Genomic DNA, 18230 nt, shown 5'->3' on the forward strand with positions numbered 1-18230 from the left:
TTAATCTATTATAATTATCTTTTCACGAATTTACTAATTTCATTTTCAAATTTTTCAATTGTAAATTGTCTTGACCATAGTATAGCCCGCTCAACTTGCATTTTATATTTTTCATGGTTTGTTAAATAACGCTCAACCGTAGATACTATGTCTTCTTTTTTTGAAGAAACAATCGCTCCTCTATTCCCTTTATCTAACATATCTGGTATACACGAAACATTACTAGCAATAGGCAAACACCCCCAAAACATGGCTTCAGCAACAACTTTTGGCCAACCTTCTGATTTTGAAATAAACAATAAAAAATCGGATGTTTTAAATGCTTGTTTGATTATACACTTAGAAACATTACCATGTAAAATAATATTATCGCTTAATGCATTAGTCTTTATGTAATCTTCAATTATAATACGTTCCTCTCCTTCCCCATAAATATCCAAATGCACATTATGCCCATTCTTTATTAGCTTATGAATTACTTGAACACTTAATATAGGTCTTTTTCCAACAGTTAGAGTCCCTACAAATAAAAATTTTTTAACACTCCTATTAAAACTAGAATGCCTTACATCCTTTAAGACCTCCTCTTTTTTTTTAAAACGGACCGACCTTAAATTTGATTCTACATTATATTCTATTTCCTTTTTTGAATAGGTTGCTGTAAAAAAAGGGACTATATTTTTACTTTGATTCTTCCAGCTCCCATACACAAGAACTTTTATGTTTCGAGTCCAAAATACATTACTTAATAATCTTTTTTGAATTCTATAACTCAAAGGTTGTTTAGAGTTACTATCCCAATTACCTGCATACTTTGCTGTTTTTATTTTTTTAGGAAAAAACACTTGAACAAAACATCCTAATAATCCAATATTACCTGGACAACGTAAGTGAATATGGTCTGCTCTATTACAAGCAACTATTATATTTAAAAGAATGAAGGGTATTCTAAAAAACGACAAAATTGTTGTTTTAACACTTATAAAAGCTATTGCTGGAATTCTAGTAAACTTTATATGCTTATGTATATAATTTGTATCTATTGTTTCTAAATTCTCTTCTGATTTTGGAGCCAGTATTTCAATCTCGTCAACATATTTTAACCATAAATTCATCTCATTTACATAAGGAGCATAGGCAAACCATTGCTTATTTTGCAACTTATGAGGAACATGTGTTATAATTAAAAACTTCATTTCTGAATTTTCGGTTTATTAAAGAGTAATGAGAACCAACCTATAGCACGTCCTAAACTTTCTGTTAAGGACTCTATTCGTTTCTTTGTTGTTACAATATTTATAATCCTAACTACAGTTAACAATAAAGCTATTCCATGCCATTTAAACTGTGCTTTAAAAGATGGATTCGTGTTTTTTATACGCCATACGTACCAACCATTCCTAATTACCATTTTACCATAGTGATATTTATTGGGTCTCCCTGAACCATTATGATGATGCTGTAGTTGCGCTTTTGTATTTATATAAAGCTTGCCTTGTTTTGCCAAACGCAAAGAAAAGTCGGCATCTTCATAAAGTCCGTATCCTTCAAAATACGGCGAAAATGATAGCGTTTTAAAAACTTCTTTTTTATAACTAGACACCCCTCCCATAAGTTGTTCTACATTATAAACCCTCCCTGAAGGTGGTAAAAAGCTAACCGAGCGCCCATTTGAAAAATCGGGCATAAAACCTGGTGGCACATCGGGTTGTAAACCAAATTTTCGCCTTAACTTAAAACGAGAAGGTTCATTTCGAATCCAGCCATCAAAATAAAATTTTGATGGGTTTGTATTTTTATTAGATTGTTTCCAAGTAACTTCATTGGTAATATACCCTCCCACGGCCAAAGCCTCTGGAAATGTTATATATGTGTTTAATAATTGTTCAAAATAGTCTTTTTCTAAAATAATATCGTCATCTAAAAAGCATACAATTTCGGAATCTTCAGAAACTAAATTAATACCATAATTACGCTGTTTAGTTAGGCCTCTATTTAAATTATCTACTTTATAATATTTTACTTTTTTAAAATTATATTGTTCTAAAATTTTCTTTGTTTTATCATTGGTAGAACCATCTATAATTAAAATTTCATTAGGATATAATGATTGTTTTACTACCGACATTAATAATTCCAACAATGGTGTTGATCGTAAATAAGTGCAGATAATTAATGTGAACGTCTTATTCATTTTTCTTAAATTCTTGATGCATTAATTTAAAATAACCATCCCTTTTTAAGCTACTTAGCCATAATTCTCTATTTAATTGTTGTAATTCTTGAAATTCTATATTTGACAACTTATTATGAAACTTTAAAACCTGTTCTTCCATAGGTTCATTTTCTTTTATAATTACACAATGTTTACTCCAATCAATAATTTCGTGTAATGGCAATCTACAATCTGTATCTATCAAAATAGGTATTCGTCCTGTTGCTAAAGTTTCATAAAATCTAACAGAAAAATTACCGACTCCTCTAAGACAAAAGGTATAAGCATTATTATAAATATTTTCATAAAACTCTTTAGCCGTCTTGTTTCTTTCAATATCTAATTTTGCACCAGCTCTATATTTATTTCGAAATATAAAATCTGTTTTAAATAGCCCAGAATTAGTTAATTTAACCAAGTAGCCAGCACGTTTAACACTAGAAGGATAAAACGATTGTTTATCTGCTAACAGCAACTTACTTCGGCGTTTAATATCATATTTCAAATAATTAATATATTCTTTTACATACTTTAATAATCCACCTTGTGCATGGCCTACAAATCCAATACTTGGTTGTTCTTCTCTTTTTATCGACTTAAATTCAAATTGTAAATGTTCCTTATAAGGATCACTTATAAAGGAGGGCATGATATAGGTATTAGTATTAAACTTACTATCAAATCCACCTAATCGAAATACATAACTATTTTCTAAATAACTGGTAAAACCAAAATCTCCTGCTGCATATAACCAAACTACTTTGTTATTCTTTCTTGCTAGATGCAATAAACTTCTAAATGCACTTTTATGTGCTAAAAATGACACGTAATCTATAGGTAAGATAACAACATCACTATCTGAAACATTTTCGACTATTGTAAAATAAGACAATAATGTTTTATCCTTAAGAAAGAATAAATCTAGTAATAACGGAAATAAATAACGTCTATACTTTTGAGTTAAAAAAGTTTTATCTGTGTAAATATTAATCATTTCCAATCTGTTTTAATACATTCGCCCAATATTCACTTCGCTCCCAACGTTTTTTATAATTTCTAATATATCTTATAGGGTTTTTTATAGAGTTTATTTTATAAAATTTAATTCCCAAAATAAGTTTATACCCGAGTAACTGGCTTGGTGTAAAATAGGTTTGGTTTAATAATTGAATGGCTGGTGATGGTTTTGGAGCTGGCACATCACCTTCCCACAATTGTTTGAATTTAGTTCTATAGCCCCCCATAGGAGCCTTTAAATGTGTAATTTTTATATTTGCAAAAAAAATAACGTCTTCTCCTTGATTACGAAGTTGCATACCATAATCGATATCTTCCCCATAATTGAATTCGTATACTAAATTGAATGACGCTTTTTTTAATACCTCAGTCTTTAAAAAACTGTTCCCTCCTCCAAAAATTTGAGTTTGTGCGGTTTTTAAATAGGTTTGCTTTTGATTTGGCTGTAAACAGACTGTCGCCCCTACATTTTGTCCTGTAGTTTCTAATTCTTTAAACATATTTTCAAATAATAAGGCATCAAACCTTATATCGTCATCACCAAAAAACACCCAATCACTTTCTACTTGTGCTATTGCCAAATTTCTAGCATTACCAACTCCTTGCTTATTTATAAATGTATGTTTAATTTTAAAAGGCCACTCTTTATTATATAAATAATCTAGTTCTGTAACACTTTCGGGCAAAGCTCCCTGCTCTACTATAATAACGTTTTTGGGTACAATGGTTTGATTAGATAAATCTTTTAAAACATCATATAAATATGTCTTTCGACCAATGGTTGGTATAACTACATCTATTTCCTTTTTTATTCTTTTTTGTTGCGTTGAATCAATCCACTCACTATCAAAACACAACTGAGGTGACAGCTTTTTATAAAAAAGTGCTTTTAATAGTGAAAATACCACAACCTGTTTTTCATAAATTAATAAACATAAACACAAAATAAATAACCATTTTGGTTTATAATGTTGGCTCACAAATTTAAAGAGCATTGATATAGATGCTTTGGGAGCTATATACGTCGAAGTAACTTGCTTTAGAAGTCTAGGTTCTGAATAACAAAACAACCCATTGGGCATCCCTATTTTTGCAATGGAGTTTAAAACATAGTCCAACGAATTATCTTCGGAAACCACAGTTTTAAATTTCAATAATTCTGAACCATAAATAGCGCCAACCTCACTACTCATTAACCATGTTGGAAACTTTACACTTTTATTTACTTTTATAAAAGATGAAAAATCAACGTAGCCAATTTGCTTCGATAAATACTGATCTTTCGTATAAGATATCATCATATTTTTTAAATAAAATACATCTTGAATATCTTCTATATTGAGGTTGTTTTTTTGAGATTTATGACACCAAACTAAAATAGATTTTGGGTATTTAGCTGCCAACATAAATAACGAAGAGCTCATACCTTTCTGTTCAAAGTCATCAACTTCTATCTGCGTTCCTCTTTCTACTTTTAAAACCTTATCGTTATTATGATATACGATTATCATTAGCTATAATTGTTTTGTAAAAATTAACAGATTGTTGAGCGACTATTTTGTGTTCAAACATTTCTTTTACACGTTGTCTTGCGGCCTCTCCAAACTGTTTTTGCTTTTTGGTATCAATTAATAATTCTAAAATACGTTCTGCATATAATTTATGTTGGGTTGGATGCACTAAAAAGCCTTCTTTGTTATCTTCTATCATTTCTTTTGCCCACCCTATACTTGAAGCTACAATCGCTTTTTCTAAAGACATTGCTTCTAACCAAGATACAGGTAAAGCTTCTGCAAATGTAGGAAACACACAAACTGTGGCTTCATTAATTAATTTTTGAATTTTGGAATACTTTACTTCTCCTAAATATCTTACTTTTTTTATGGCTGTATTCGTAAACAAGGATTGCATCAACGCCCATGTAGAAGGTAACCCTGTCCTGACATCTCTACTATCTTTTCCTACCAACACGAGTTCTACTTCTGTATTCGATTTATTAATTAAGTTAAATATTTCTGGCAACTCCAAAAGTCCCTTTTTTCGAATTAACGTTCCAAAATAAAGAATACTATGTTTTTTATTTTGACACTCTTTGGGTTTAAATAATGTAAGGTCAATTCCATTAGGTATTACCGTAAACTCTCTATTTAAATTTAATAATTTGTTTGTCAACTCTCCCGTAAAAGCACTCACACTAATAATACCATTAGCCTGCTTTAGTGCTCTTTTTTCTAAGAGCTTATTTTTAAATTTCACTTTACGATGATCTAAATAACAAAAATAGGTGTCACTACCATGTTCTCTAATCACCAAAGGGCATTTTGGTTTCACAAAGGCCGAAAAACCTGTCCAATCTGGAGTTTCTATAATATCAATTTTTTCTTCTTTATATAATACATTAATCAATCGTTTTACTTTTATTTGAGTTAAGACAAGTGATAATCCCTTTATTTTTATATTTTTTATTTTATAAAACTCAATATTTTCTTCTGTAAAATAATCGTCTTTATCTTGCCCATATACTAAAACACTAACTTCATGTCCTAAAGCAACTAATGCTTTAGATAAACTTAAAAGGCTTGTTCCTATTCCTCCTGATCTTCCCGTTTTAGAATGCGGATACTCTGGTGTTAAAAATCCAATTTTCATAAACTTAAAAGTGCTAAATGCTTATCGACCATCTTATTTATAGAAAACTGTTTTTCTATTTGTGTTCTTGTATTAATCGTAATACTTTTTTTTCCAGTAATTAATGCTACTGTTTTTTTTTGTAACTCTACTACATCTTGCGCCTTCACAATAAACCCATTTTCATCATTAAATACAACTTCTGTATTTCCCCCTACAGGAGTTGTTATAACTGGAACATTAGCGGCCAAACTCTCTAAAATAGACAAACTAAAACACTCCATATGTGTTGGCTGAATTAAATAGTCATACTTTTGATATACATTTTTTAAACTTGAACTATTGCCTTTAAAATTAAAAACTAATTCTAATTTGTGTGATTTTACTAAGTCCAATAATGTCGACTTATAAGGGCCATCTCCATAAACATCTATTTTTAAATTAGTTTTTAAATGCTCTGGTAATAGATGTACTGCATCAATTAAATCTTGAATACCTTTTGAATACCTCAGATGTGAAACTACTATAAATTTCGGATTTACTTTACGGCGTGCTTCTTTTTTAGGTATGATATCATCTATTAAAACACCATTATAAATGGTTTCTACTTTATGTTTTAAAAACCCTCCAAAATCTTTTAAAATGGCATGACTTGTATATTCTGAAACTCCAATAAATCGATCTATATGTTTACCATACAACATCCCTTTTAATCGTTTTTTAATTCGTTTCTTAAAAGGATAACCGTTTAATGGTCTTGGATTATGATCTACAGCTATTATCCTTCCTTTTTTTTGAAGTCTTTTTATATCTGCAAAAAACGAGGTGCATAATTCTACAAAATGTGTAATTATGTGTGTGTACTGTAATTTTACAGTCTTTAATCGTGTTATAACCGCTTGCTCTAAACTTGTGTTTTCTGCTGAAAACATATTGAATTCGTGATAATCTCCATGAGTAGATGTATTAGGAAAAAACCAATCAATTTTTACACCTTGCGCTTTACATACACCATTAAAAGCCCAAAAGAAGTAATCCATCCCTCCTACACGATCTTCTAAAAGTTTGTAATCACATATTACTGCTATATGTTTACCTTTTAACTCCATTCCCTTAAACGCTCTACAAATTGTTTACTGGTGTCTCTTAAAGGTACTCCTATTTGTTGATCTATAAAACCCTTTCTATTTATTTTATCATAATCATTTTCTAGATAGGCTTTAATTGCCTCAATTAATTCTGATTTTGTTTTTACAACTTTAGACGCTTTACTATCTACTAGTTGCTTTATATGTGCATAACCTAAAAACCGTTGGTCGTCGTATAGATTATTGGAAGCATTTCCAAAAATTGGATTAATAACAGGCTTATTAAACAACATAAAATCTAAACTCATTGTGGATAACATATTTATGTTTAGATCTGAATATTCTAATAATGCTCTTAAATCTTTTACATCTTCTAAATTTGGAATTCGTTGAGACCAAGCTTCTTGATGATTGGCTCTTACTTGCTCCCATTTTGGAAAATCCCAGGTAATAAAAGGAAACCTTTCTACTAATTCCTTAAAACGAATTGGGTCTTCGGCTGGAGATGTTCTAACAATAATATTAACGGGTTCTATCAATTTTCCCTGAATCGCTTTCGCTATCGTTGTAATATACAGCTCATCATTTTTACTTGTCGATATATCTCCACAACTAAAGCAAATGGTTTTTAAACTAGCTTTTAATTTAAACCTGTCAATAAATGCTTCTTTGGATATTTTGTACGTATCCATAACATAAGGTACAAATTGTGGTGTACCAACAACCTTTACTTTATCTCCTTCTATAGAGCTATAAAATTGTAATAAGTCGATTTTCATAACATCACTCCAAACCAAATAAAAATCAAAATTAGATGCCATACGTCCTTTAGAAGCCAGATTATCCCAACTAAATATGAACGTCGACGTTTTTAATTTCATTTGCTGTGCTGCATAAACTAACGGTGCAATATAAGGAGGACGTTGGTGTGTAAAACATAATATACTAAACTGTTCCTTTTTTAGAATGGTATTGTACGATTTTGTAATATCGTGTGATGCAAATGTTGCGTTTTGCATCCTCTGAAACTTTTGAATTGTTTTTTCTGAATGGAATAATGCTGTTACTTTATAAATACATCGTGTTGCATAACCTCTACTTGTTTTTAATTTCGAAGTATTTGTTTTTAAGTTATCTTGAATCCCTAAATTTCCTTTTTGATGTAATTTAAGATGCGCTATTTCTTTGGCTTTTCTAAAAAACCATGTTTTAAAACGTTCTTCAAATACATCTAATTCTATTATACGACAATTGGTATGCACTTTATATACCTCTTTAGGTAAACATGATAAAATAACAACATCATCAAATTTATGCTTTGCATGTTCTAAAAAATCACTTAGAATAAAATTTCTAAACCCTATACCATCGGTAATAACTAAACCTAATTTTTTCATTACAATTCTTTAAATTGTTTTTGATGATTAGTACTCCAAAAGCGCTTCAATTGTAGTGCTTCTATAAATCCCTCTGCACTATTTCCCTTACCAAATTCTGAAACCTCAAACTGTTTAACTTGTTCTACCTGAGCAATACTTTCTAAAATATCGGCAACTTCATAATCTGTATTTATAATAGAAGGGTTCGACATTACTCTGTTTTGTTGACGTGAGCCTATATTAATCGTTGGAATACCATAATAAGGAGCTTCTCTTACTCCTGCACTACTGTTTCCTATAATACTTTTAGCGTGTTTTAATAGCGTTAAAAAATATTCGAATCTAATGGATGGAAATACTCTAAAATTAGGATGATCTATAATATCATTATAGGCTTCTAAAATTGCTCGACTTCCTAAATCGTTATTAGGATAAATTACAACATAGTTTTTTTCACTTTCTAAAAGGGCTTTTACAAATGCTTTTGCATAATGTCCCATTTTATCATTTTCTGTTGTTACGGGATGAAACATGGCCACGGCATAATTATCGAATGTTATATCATAGTATGTTTTTACCGTTTGTAAGTCTGGAAGCGTATTAGAGAACATAATATCTACATCTGGAGATCCAATACTAAAAATTGATTCAGATAATTCTCCCATTTGCTCTAATCGTGCTTTAGCTTTTCTATTTGCTACAAAATGAATATGACTCATTTTACTAGTGGCATGACGCATTAGTTCGTCTATCGTCCCAGACAATTCTCCTCCTTCTACATGGGCAACTAAAATATTATTTAAACTTCCTACTATAGCACCTGCCAACGCTTCTACACGATCCCCATGAATAACTATTAAATCTGGTCCTACCGTTTTTACAAATTCTGAAAAACCTGTTATGGTTTTTGCTAATGCTAAATCCATACTAGTTTCGTCTGTATGGTTTTTAAACGTAGAAATATTTTTAAACCCACAGCGTTCCACTTCTATAAGTGTATAGCCATAAGTTTCTATAAGGTGCATACCTGTAACAAAAATATGAGTTTCGAAATCTTGATGTGTTTCAAGAATTTGAATTAAGGATTTCATTTTCCCAAAATCGGCTCGAGTTCCTGTAAGAAATACTATTTTTCTTGTTTTATTCAATATCCTCCAAAGTTAGTTGTTGGTCATTTTCTATATGGCGTGTTGCTTTTTTGCCTATAATACTTTCGAATTTGTCTGCCAAAATACCTCCTGTTCCTGGTCGCTTTACCCAAATATTATCTTTGGTAAAAACTGTTCCCTTTTCTATTTTAGAGATACTGCATACAGTTGCAAATGCAAAGTCTATAGTAACCTGCTCCTCTTTTGCTGGTTCTTTTGTACCTCCTCGCATTACGGCTATTTCTTTACTATCTTTTATTAAAGCATTGCATGTACTTTCATCCATACTGCAAACAATATCTGGACCTTGTCGTTGCATGTGGTCTGTAAAATGACGTTCTAAAATAGATGCACCTAAGGCTACCGAGCCCAAACAGGCATTATTATTTATAGTATGATCACTTAATCCATAAACTTTATCTGGAAAGGCATCATGTAATGCCATCATTGCCCCAAATCGAACCAAATGACTTGGTGTTGGATATAAATTTGTAGTATGTAAAAGTGCTACTGGTACTTTGTGTTTATCAAAAACAGCAACTGCTTTTTTTACACTTGCTATAGTATTCATTCCTGTACTTAAAATAATTGGCTTTCCAAATTGTGCAATATGCTCTAATAAAGGATAATTATTACATTCTCCAGAACCAATTTTATATGCTGGAACATCAAATCGTTTTAACCGTTCTGCCGCTGCTCTAGAAAAAGGGGTTGATATAAAAATCATACCTTGACTTTCTATATAATTCTTTAATTCTAATTCTTCGGCTTCATCAAGTGCACACCGTTCCATAATGTCATAAATTGAAACCTCAGCATTTCCAGGAATAACCTCCTTAGCAATACCACTCATTTCATCTTCTACAATATGCGTTTGATGCTTTACCACCTCAACACCTGCTCTTTTAGCAGCATCAACCATATCTTTAGCTACTTTTAATGAGCCTTCATGATTAATACCAATTTCTGCAATGACTAAGGGGGGATAATCTAATCCTATTTTTCGTCCTGCTATTTCTATAGATGGGTTATTCATTATTATTTTTTTTATACATAAATTCTGCAAAATCAAAATCTAATTGCGTATCAATATCAATACATCCAAAGGGATGCTCCACGATAAATGGTAGCGCATCTTTAGTTATAATTGTATCATTTAAAATAGCTTGTGTTTTTACAATATACAACAATCCATTTTCATAAAATTGAGGTTCTAAATCTTGACTTCGTTGTCCTATTGTATAATTCATCGGATAAAATACTCCGTCTATAATTGTACCCAACTTACTATGATTCATTGAAACTGTAAATAGGCTCTCGCTGTTATTTTTCACAAAAGCTCCAAAAGATTCTATAAGGAGGTTACTAGGGCGCAATGGATTTGTTGCTTGTAATAAAATCACATTTTCAACGTCTTCATTAATTGATTCTATAACATGTTTTAAGGCTGTTACGGTAGGCTCTAAATCTCCAGATAATTCCTTTGGCCTATCTATTACTAATGCTCCAAATTTTAAAGCTGTCTTTTTTATCAAAATATTATCTGTAGAAACATAAATAGCATCGATAAAATCATGTTGTTTGGCATAATTTATACTATGTACGAGTAACGGAATACCTCCTAATAACTTTACATTTTTGTTAGGCAATCGTTTAGAACCTCCTCGAGCTGGTATGATGGCAATAGTTTTCATTTAAAACTTTAATGCTGATATATTATTTATTTTAGATCTGATATCTTTATGAATTGGTTTACGATACTTTAAAATTCTTGGTATATTAATTAGCACCTCAAATATTGATTTGATAAATATCTTAAAATACGTAAAATCCATCACTCCATATTTCCTAAAATTATGAAAAAACAACTTCCCTATTTTAATAAATGGAAAAGGATAATAAACCATATAATAATAGGCACTGTTTTTTAATTGTTTTCCAAACCTAAAATAATTCTGTCTTTTTAACTTACGACTTACAATATCTACTCTATGGTTAACAGTTACTCTATTAGAAAACAAAATATCATATCCATTCTCTATAACTTCTACAGAAACACAAGATTCTTCTCCATAGATATCAATCCATACGGGAAACCCTCTAGTTTCTTCATAAACGTCTTTCCGTATGGCAAATCCACAACCAATAAATTCCTTTGTATAATATTCTTGTTTATTTACTTTTAGTTTATTTTCAATATCCTTTTCACCACAAAAAATACCTTTCAATTCTCTGTAAGCGATAATACCAACATTGGGATATAACTCAAAAATTTTTGATGTTCTTTCTATAAAATCGTTATGTAAAGGGTGTGCATCATCATCTAAACCAATTAAAATATCACCTTTAGCATTTTTATAGAGTCTTTGTCTTGCTGCCGAAGCTCCAATAGACACATTCGAAACATACCATTTCACCCATTCATATTCTTTTATTAAAGCCTCTGAATTATCTATACATCCATCAAGAAAAATTAAAACTTCATGCACACTAAGACTAATCATACTGTATAGTACATCTAAAGTATACTTGAGTTCTTCTTTTCTATTTTTAGAAACAATAAGAATTGTTGCTTGCATCAAAATTTACTTGTACTACTTTAAATTGGTTAATATCTCTTTTAAAAAACCATGAGAAACATAACGTTCCAAGTCTGGTCTATTTAGTTGTAATGTCTCTTTATTTTCTTCCCACAATGTATAAAGTTTTTTTATATTATTTGCTATATCATCTACGGCATCTATTTCTGCCCAATAGGGATACGTTTCGCCTAGTAACCTTTTTGTTTCACTATTAACTGGACCTAACAAAAGTATTGGTTTATTGCTATTCACACAATGCGGAAATTTACCTGGTAAAAATGGACTTATTTCAGATTTGGCTTCTAAAATAATATTTACTGCTGTTTTATGTTGTAAAAACTGAATTTCTAAAAATGACTTATTGGTCTTAAAAACAAAAATTTGAGCAATTTCCGTTTGAGCTTCTTCTAATGCTTTTTCATGATAACTAGCATTTCCTATTAACGATAGTTTTGCATTTTTTTTAGCATTGGGATTACGTTCTAAAAATAGCTTAAACCCCTCTATTAGACCTTCTGGAGACCGTTGTTTCATTAAATTACCAGCATGTAACAAATTAAACTTAGAACTATCAAAATAAGGTAAGGGATATGCTTTACTCGTATCGAAATTGGTATTTTGATGTGGAATTACAATTCCTGTATTTAAAAAATTGGAAAAATAATTTCCCATCCATTCTTTTAATAATAGGCTTGGAAAAGCGGAATACTTCGCTTTTTTTGAAACTTCCCGAAAGAATCGTTCTTTATGTTTATGCCCTGGTTCTATCCACTCGTATGGTGGAGGGTAACAATTAAACGGATAAGGATCATGCACATAAGCCATCCATTTATTATGAAATTCAGGATATTTTAAAACTGCATAATGTGTTCTAAAACTAGCACCTTTACTTAAGGTTAACACCAAATCAATTTCTAATTTAACACCTTTTAATCTTTTTAAAATACTTTTTACATCATTAAAATATGTAAACGAAAAGCCTAACCAATTTTCTATTAAACGATGGACACTAACTCCTGTGATTCTTGTAAATACACGTTGACTTCGACTTAAAATGTATAGCAAATTCCATTTTATCTCATTAATTAAAAAACACTCAAGGTCTTCTATCTCTACATTTTTATAAGAATAATGATATACCGTAACATTAAACCCTGCTTTTTTAAGGTTTAAAATTAAAGCGACATTGGCTTTAGCTCCGCTGCTATCATCGACATCAATTGAATCTACAAGAACTAGAATATTTTTCATTACTTATTTATACACTTTTTTAAAAACGCCACAATTTTCTGACTTGCCTTACCATCTCCATAAGGATTTGAATTCACATTTTTAATCCTTTTTAAATATAATAAATCGTTTGCTTTATTTATGATTTTAGCTTTATTCGTCCCTACTAAACACAGAAAACCAGCTTTAACACCTTCTGTTCTTTCTGTTTTTTCTCGTGTTACCAGCACTGGAATATTAAATGATGGCGCTTCTTCTTGAATACCTCCCGAATCTGTTATTATAAGATTAGATTTCCCCATTAACCACACAAAATTCACATAATCTAATGGATCTATTAAATGGATATTTGTAATGTTAGAAAGCATTTCGTATACTATTTTCTTTACGTTAGGGTTAAAATGTACTGGATATATTATTTCGACTGCTTTGTTTTTTGATATTTCTAAAAGCGCTTCACACAAATTTTTAAACCCCTCTCCAAAACTCTCTCTTCTGTGTCCAGTAACTAAAATGATATCTTTTTTAAAATCTACTTTCTTACTTAATTCCTCTGAAAAAGATGGTTTATATCCATTTTCAATTTTATCTATTGTAAACAATAACGCATCTATTACCGTGTTTCCTGATAACACAACCTTCTCTTTATTTATACCTTCATCAACCAAATTATTAAAAGCCTTTTGAGTGGGTGCAAAATGAAAATCGGCAATTCTTGCTATAAGTTGTCTATTTAATTCTTCTGGGAAAGGTGATTTTTTATTATAAGTTCTCAATCCTGCTTCTACATGCCCCACTTTTATAGCACAATGAAATGCCGCTAATGCTGCCATTGATGATGTTGTTGTATCTCCATGAACTAAAACCAAATTTGGTTGAAATTCAAGTAATACCCTTTCTACTTTAGATAAAATTGAAGCACTTAAACTATTTAAAGTCTGATCATGTTTCATTATATCTAAATCAAAATCTGCTTGAATCTCAAAAAAACGAAGTACTTGATCTAACATCTCTCGATGTTGGGCTGTTATACACAACTTAACCTCTAAACCTATTTGTTTTTTTAGTTCATAATAAAGTGGCGCCATTTTTATGGCTTCTGGTCGTGTTCCTAAACAAATAAGTATTTTCAAACTTTATTTTTTTAAATTTTTCTTATAAAAAACCCACAGTGGATATAAACAGAATTTTATCCCATAAAACAACTTTACCTCCTTTTTGGGATTAGAAATTGTAAAAATACTTTGTAGCAATTTAAAATCTCTAAAAGAAATGGCTAAATTTAAGAGATAGCTATAGCTATTAGGGTATAGTAGGTTCTTTTTTTTTAAATTAAAAACCACCAATTCTATAGCTTTCTTTTTTGACGCTACCCGTTTTCCCGATTTACTCCAAAACTCTCCTGTATTAGATGCATCATGTTTTCTATTATAATACAGTATTTTATCGATGACTACCCCTTTAATTTCTTCACTTAAAATTCGAGAATAACATTCCCATTCTTCGGCATACATCAAACTTTCATTAAATCTATGTTTAACAAAACACTCTTTTTTCCACAAAACGGTACAAGAAGCAAAAGGTATTTCATTTGTAATTACTTTGTGTAAAAACGTTTTGTCTATTGTTTCTAATTTAAAGCTTAATTTATGATCGATTATATTGTAATTAAACTGTTTAGAGAACGATTTTTTCTGATAATTACAGAACGCTATTCTTTTTGTTTTTTTTAAAATGGACAAACAAATTTCTAAATTAAGAGGATGTACTACATCATCGTCATCAAAAAAAATAATATACGCTCCTTTGGCAGTATCTATACCATAATTTCTTGCTCCTGAAAGTCCTTTTTTATAGGTTTTGGGTCTTTTTAAAAAACAAAATCTATTATCCTTTTCTAAAATTGGAGTGATTACATTTTGAGTGTTATCCGTTCCACCATCATCAATTATTAAACACTCCCAGTTTGTAAAACTTTGATTTTGTATGGATTGCAGGGCTTCTAAAATATACTTATCCCTATTATATGTCGCCATTACAATACTAACTAAATTCATGGCAGTATTCATAAAAACAAGCGTTTAACAAATTTTAAAGGTTTTAGCACGAACGCCCCTATTCTATACTCTAAATGATTTTCTTTTTTTATTTTCTCTTGCTCCTCTCGCTCTATCTTACTTAATAAAAATGTAATGAACGACTCATAATTATCGACATATACATCTTTATGTTTTAAGTAAATATATTCTAATAAATTATATTTATTCTTATTAGCTCTAGATGTTGTAGACCCAAATCGTTGTCTATAATTAAAAAGTGGTTCTTTAATAACAAAAGCTTCACCTCCATTTTTTAAAAGTCTAATAAAATATTCCCAGTCTTCAAACCCGCTACGCATGGATTCGTCATAACCATTAACAGACTCCCAATCTTGTTTTTTAAACATTGAAGTTCCTAATACCTCATTTGATACCAAAAAATTCTTTAACTCACCTCCTTTGGGTTCAAATATTCGATTTTTAAGGTTGTTACCTATTAATTTCGCATAACAACTGACTACTTTTATATTTTCTTCGTTCTCAAAAATTTGTATTGCCTTTTCACTAAAAGTAGGTTCAAAAAAATCATCACTATCCAAAACTAAAATGTACTCGCCTTTTGCATGTGCTATTCCTAGATTTCTAGCTGAACTTTGACCTTTATTTTCTTGAGTTATCAATTTGGTTAGTTTTGGCTTTAATGTTTCCAAAACTAGTTTAGTTGCTTTGTTAGATCCATCATCTACAACAATTACTTCTTTATTCTGGTATTTTTGATTAAGAGCCGAGTGCACAGATTGTTCAATATATTCCGCATCATTATAACACGGTATTATAATCGATACCAATACCTTTTCTACTGCCTTCATTCTTTTTCTTTTAATCTAATAACCAACCTCTTAAAAACCAATAAAATAATTACTAAATCTATTGTACTTTTGTCTTGACTAATGCCTAACGGCTAAACTATAAAATTACGCCTCAAATTCAAAAGATTACATCAATGGAAATTAATTATATCATTCTTGCTCACAAAACACCATTACAAGTTCTAAGGCTTATTGATAGACTTGATTCTCCTAAATCAAATTTTTACATTCATATTGACAAAGGCTCCGATATAACACCTTTTTTAAATATTTTAATTAAGAATAATATTCATTTTTGCGAAGACAATAATAGAGAATATGGTACATGGGGAGATATTGGTATTGTTAAAGCTACTATCTATACTCTAAAAAAAATCATAAATGATGGAAGACATGGTTATTGTGTGTTACTAAGTGGGCAAGATTATCCATTACAATCAAATTCACGTATTAGTTCCTTTTTCGAATCAAATTATGGCACCTGCTTTATGGAAACATTCTCCATACCGTTTAAGGATTGGGCTAATAATGGTGGTCTAGATCGCTTAAATCAATACAAAATTAATCTTTCAAATAAAAAACAAGATTTTATTCAACTTCATTCTGTTTTTAATAGAGGATTTTATAAAAGACAATCTTTCGGAAAAATAAACAAACTACTGAAAACAAAGCGATATTCTGATTTAACAAAAATTTTACTTACTAGACAACCTCCTATTCCTATAAAACCATTTGGTGGAAGTCAATGGTGGGCACTTCCTATCGAAGTTATTTCATTAATCTTGAACTTTATTGACGCCAATCCCGAATATATAAGCTACCATGAAAACACACTCCTACCTGATGAAATATTTTTTCAAAGTATTCTAGGACATTTAAAGCAAACCAATAATCTTGTTATTAGACCTAATGCAACTTATATTAATTGGAAAAGAAAAAACACACCATTGCCAGTCACTTTTACCGAAAATGACTTTTTTGAGCTTAAAAACGTTTCTAAGAAAAAACTATTTGCTAGAAAATTTGACATCGATATTGACCATAAAATATTAGATAAAATTGATTTAGAACTATTACAGTAAATCACTTCTTTCCTTTAGATTTATTTAAAAAAAACTCTCCTTTTTTCATAAAAAACGCCGATAATAATGATACTAAAAACCAAAACACATTTTTAAAAGCCATTACCTTTTTTACTTCTTTGCCAATAAAAAAGGTATGAGATGAAATTCTTTTTTCTTTAGCTAAGTAAAAAGAAATATTCATTAATCCATTTAAATAATCTTTCCTTACATTTTCACTTATCTTATCAACAATATCTAAATAGGTATACACCTTATTTTCAAGTAACTCCAAATTAAAAGCCACTTTTGTTTTGTTCATACTCATTTGGATTGAATTTGAATGTAATCTTCTATGAGTTAATACCGTATCAATATATTTCCCATTAGTTGATATTAATAACATTTTACAGAAATAATTGTAATCTTGCCATGATTTAAGCCTCTCGTTGTAAATCACTTTTTCCGCAAGGGTTTTACTTAACATAACATCATAGGTATACCAATGTATTTTCCTTAAAATAAAATCTTCAGCTCTAATACCATATTCTGGTATCACATAGTTGTATGGTTTATGCAATTTGCTTCCTTTAAAATTAGCTGTTTTTGCAATAACAAAATCGACATTACTGATAATTATATTTTCAAGTTTTAACTCTATATGGTTAGCAACCATTAAATCATCACTATCAAACCATATTACGAAAGCTCCATTACTTTTTTCAAATCCAAAATTACGACTGGCATTCCCTCCTTTTAATCTATTACTAGGGCGTGCATAAGATTTAAAGCGCTGGTCTTTTTTACAATACACTTTTAATACCTCTGGGGTACTATCTGTACTACCATCATCAACTATAATACATTCCCAATTTGTATAGGTTTGTTTTAAAATAGAATTTAAAGTTTCCTTTATTAATTTATTTCGGTTATAAATCGGAATAATAATAGATACTAAAGGTAACGTCATTTTA

17 protein-coding genes are annotated in these 18230 nt (G+C 30.1%); 1 reads left to right on the plus strand and 16 read right to left on the minus strand.

Going from position 1 to position 18230, the window contains the following annotated elements; genetic code table 11:
* Positions 1-14 precede the first annotated feature (14 nt).
* Genes ACH5TX_RS10880 through ACH5TX_RS10950 form a run of 15 tightly spaced genes read right to left on the minus strand, consistent with a single transcriptional unit; the run spans position 15 to position 16195 of the window.
* Positions 15-1196: a glycosyltransferase family 4 protein gene (locus ACH5TX_RS10880; protein ID WP_439339532.1), complete on the minus strand. Its 1182-nt coding sequence runs from the start codon at positions 1194-1196 to the stop codon at positions 15-17.
* Positions 1193-2194 (minus strand): glycosyltransferase family 2 protein, encoded by a 1002-nt coding sequence (locus ACH5TX_RS10885; RefSeq protein ID WP_439339533.1) that lies wholly within the window; start codon positions 2192-2194, stop codon positions 1193-1195. Before ACH5TX_RS10885 ends, ACH5TX_RS10880 begins: the two co-directional genes overlap by 4 nt.
* Positions 2187-3209 (minus strand): exostosin domain-containing protein, encoded by a 1023-nt coding sequence (locus ACH5TX_RS10890; RefSeq protein ID WP_439339534.1) that lies wholly within the window; start codon positions 3207-3209, stop codon positions 2187-2189. Before ACH5TX_RS10890 ends, ACH5TX_RS10885 begins: the two co-directional genes overlap by 8 nt.
* Positions 3202-4743 carry a glycosyltransferase family 2 protein gene (locus tag ACH5TX_RS10895; RefSeq protein WP_439339535.1) on the minus strand — a complete coding sequence of 514 codons (1542 nt, stop codon included), beginning with the start codon at positions 4741-4743 and terminating at the stop codon, positions 3202-3204. Before ACH5TX_RS10895 ends, ACH5TX_RS10890 begins: the two co-directional genes overlap by 8 nt.
* Positions 4724-5881 (minus strand): glycosyltransferase family 4 protein, encoded by a 1158-nt coding sequence (locus ACH5TX_RS10900; protein ID WP_439339536.1) that lies wholly within the window; start codon positions 5879-5881, stop codon positions 4724-4726. Before ACH5TX_RS10900 ends, ACH5TX_RS10895 begins: the two co-directional genes overlap by 20 nt.
* A complete protein-coding gene (locus tag ACH5TX_RS10905; RefSeq protein WP_439339537.1) occupies positions 5878-6969 on the minus strand; it encodes a glycosyltransferase family 4 protein in 1092 nt (363 codons plus the stop codon). The genes ACH5TX_RS10900 and ACH5TX_RS10905 overlap by 4 nt, the downstream gene beginning before the upstream one ends.
* Positions 6960-8345 carry a hypothetical protein gene (locus ACH5TX_RS10910; RefSeq protein WP_439339538.1) on the minus strand — a complete coding sequence of 462 codons (1386 nt, stop codon included), beginning with the start codon at positions 8343-8345 and terminating at the stop codon, positions 6960-6962. Before ACH5TX_RS10910 ends, ACH5TX_RS10905 begins: the two co-directional genes overlap by 10 nt.
* Complete coding sequence (gene neuC, locus ACH5TX_RS10915; protein WP_439339539.1) at positions 8345-9475, minus strand: UDP-N-acetylglucosamine 2-epimerase; 1131 nt, start codon at positions 9473-9475, stop codon at positions 8345-8347. Before neuC ends, ACH5TX_RS10910 begins: the two co-directional genes overlap by 1 nt.
* A complete protein-coding gene (locus tag ACH5TX_RS10920) occupies positions 9468-10511 on the minus strand; it encodes an N-acetylneuraminate synthase family protein (protein ID WP_439339540.1) in 1044 nt (347 codons plus the stop codon). Before ACH5TX_RS10920 ends, neuC begins: the two co-directional genes overlap by 8 nt.
* Complete coding sequence (locus ACH5TX_RS10925) at positions 10504-11169, minus strand: acylneuraminate cytidylyltransferase family protein (RefSeq protein WP_439339541.1); 666 nt, start codon at positions 11167-11169, stop codon at positions 10504-10506. Before ACH5TX_RS10925 ends, ACH5TX_RS10920 begins: the two co-directional genes overlap by 8 nt.
* A complete protein-coding gene (locus tag ACH5TX_RS10930; protein WP_439339542.1) occupies positions 11170-12054 on the minus strand; it encodes a glycosyltransferase family 2 protein in 885 nt (294 codons plus the stop codon).
* 15 nt (positions 12055-12069) lie between these two features.
* On the minus strand, positions 12070-13308 hold the full coding sequence (locus tag ACH5TX_RS10935; RefSeq protein WP_439339543.1) for a glycosyltransferase family protein: 1239 nt from the start codon (positions 13306-13308) through the stop codon (positions 12070-12072).
* Positions 13308-14420: a non-hydrolyzing UDP-N-acetylglucosamine 2-epimerase gene (gene wecB, locus ACH5TX_RS10940; RefSeq protein ID WP_439339544.1), complete on the minus strand. Its 1113-nt coding sequence runs from the start codon at positions 14418-14420 to the stop codon at positions 13308-13310. The genes ACH5TX_RS10935 and wecB overlap by 1 nt, the downstream gene beginning before the upstream one ends.
* Before the next feature lie 3 nt (positions 14421-14423).
* Entirely contained in the window at positions 14424-15356 is a 933-nt protein-coding gene (locus ACH5TX_RS10945) for a glycosyltransferase family 2 protein (protein ID WP_439339545.1), read from the minus strand.
* Complete coding sequence (locus ACH5TX_RS10950; protein ID WP_439339546.1) at positions 15353-16195, minus strand: glycosyltransferase family 2 protein; 843 nt, start codon at positions 16193-16195, stop codon at positions 15353-15355. The genes ACH5TX_RS10945 and ACH5TX_RS10950 overlap by 4 nt, the downstream gene beginning before the upstream one ends.
* A 134-nt stretch (positions 16196-16329) precedes the next feature.
* Here ACH5TX_RS10950 and ACH5TX_RS10955 point away from each other — a divergent pair, with 134 nt between their 5' ends.
* Positions 16330-17277, plus strand: a complete 948-nt coding sequence (locus tag ACH5TX_RS10955; protein WP_439339547.1) for a beta-1,6-N-acetylglucosaminyltransferase — start codon at positions 16330-16332, stop codon at positions 17275-17277.
* A gap of 1 nt (position 17278) precedes the next feature.
* On the opposite strand, the gene ACH5TX_RS10960 is transcribed toward ACH5TX_RS10955, so the two are convergent.
* On the minus strand, positions 17279-18226 hold the full coding sequence (locus ACH5TX_RS10960) for a glycosyltransferase family 2 protein (protein ID WP_439339548.1): 948 nt from the start codon (positions 18224-18226) through the stop codon (positions 17279-17281).
* Positions 18227-18230: the final 4 nt, after the last annotated feature.

This window comes from Thalassobellus citreus, from assembly GCF_044385915.1.
GTDB lineage: Bacteria > Bacteroidota > Bacteroidia > Flavobacteriales > Flavobacteriaceae > Thalassobellus > Thalassobellus citreus.

Bases quoted from the DNA above. Each gene is read 5' to 3' on its own strand.
- ACH5TX_RS10900 (WP_439339536.1), bottom strand. From the start codon at position 5,881: ATGAAAATTGGATTTTTAACACCAGAGTATCCGCATTCTAAAACGGGA.
- ACH5TX_RS10885 (WP_439339533.1), bottom strand. From the start codon at position 2,194: ATGAATAAGACGTTCACATTAATTATCTGCACTTATTTACGATCAACA.
- ACH5TX_RS10895 (WP_439339535.1), bottom strand. From the start codon at position 4,743: ATGATAATCGTATATCATAATAACGATAAGGTTTTAAAAGTAGAAAGA.
- ACH5TX_RS10950 (WP_439339546.1), bottom strand. From the start codon at position 16,195: ATGAAGGCAGTAGAAAAGGTATTGGTATCGATTATAATACCGTGTTAT.
- ACH5TX_RS10920 (WP_439339540.1), bottom strand. From the start codon at position 10,511: ATGAATAACCCATCTATAGAAATAGCAGGACGAAAAATAGGATTAGAT.
- ACH5TX_RS10930 (WP_439339542.1), bottom strand. From the start codon at position 12,054: ATGCAAGCAACAATTCTTATTGTTTCTAAAAATAGAAAAGAAGAACTC.
- ACH5TX_RS10955 (WP_439339547.1), top strand. From the start codon at position 16,330: ATGGAAATTAATTATATCATTCTTGCTCACAAAACACCATTACAAGTT.
- ACH5TX_RS10945 (WP_439339545.1), bottom strand. From the start codon at position 15,356: ATGAATACTGCCATGAATTTAGTTAGTATTGTAATGGCGACATATAAT.
- ACH5TX_RS10880 (WP_439339532.1), bottom strand. From the start codon at position 1,196: ATGAAGTTTTTAATTATAACACATGTTCCTCATAAGTTGCAAAATAAG.
- ACH5TX_RS10910 (WP_439339538.1), bottom strand. From the start codon at position 8,345: ATGAAAAAATTAGGTTTAGTTATTACCGATGGTATAGGGTTTAGAAAT.
- ACH5TX_RS10905 (WP_439339537.1), bottom strand. From the start codon at position 6,969: ATGGAGTTAAAAGGTAAACATATAGCAGTAATATGTGATTACAAACTT.
- ACH5TX_RS10960 (WP_439339548.1), bottom strand. From the start codon at position 18,226: ATGACGTTACCTTTAGTATCTATTATTATTCCGATTTATAACCGAAAT.
- ACH5TX_RS10935 (WP_439339543.1), bottom strand. From the start codon at position 13,308: ATGAAAAATATTCTAGTTCTTGTAGATTCAATTGATGTCGATGATAGC.
- ACH5TX_RS10925 (WP_439339541.1), bottom strand. From the start codon at position 11,169: ATGAAAACTATTGCCATCATACCAGCTCGAGGAGGTTCTAAACGATTG.
- ACH5TX_RS10890 (WP_439339534.1), bottom strand. From the start codon at position 3,209: ATGATTAATATTTACACAGATAAAACTTTTTTAACTCAAAAGTATAGA.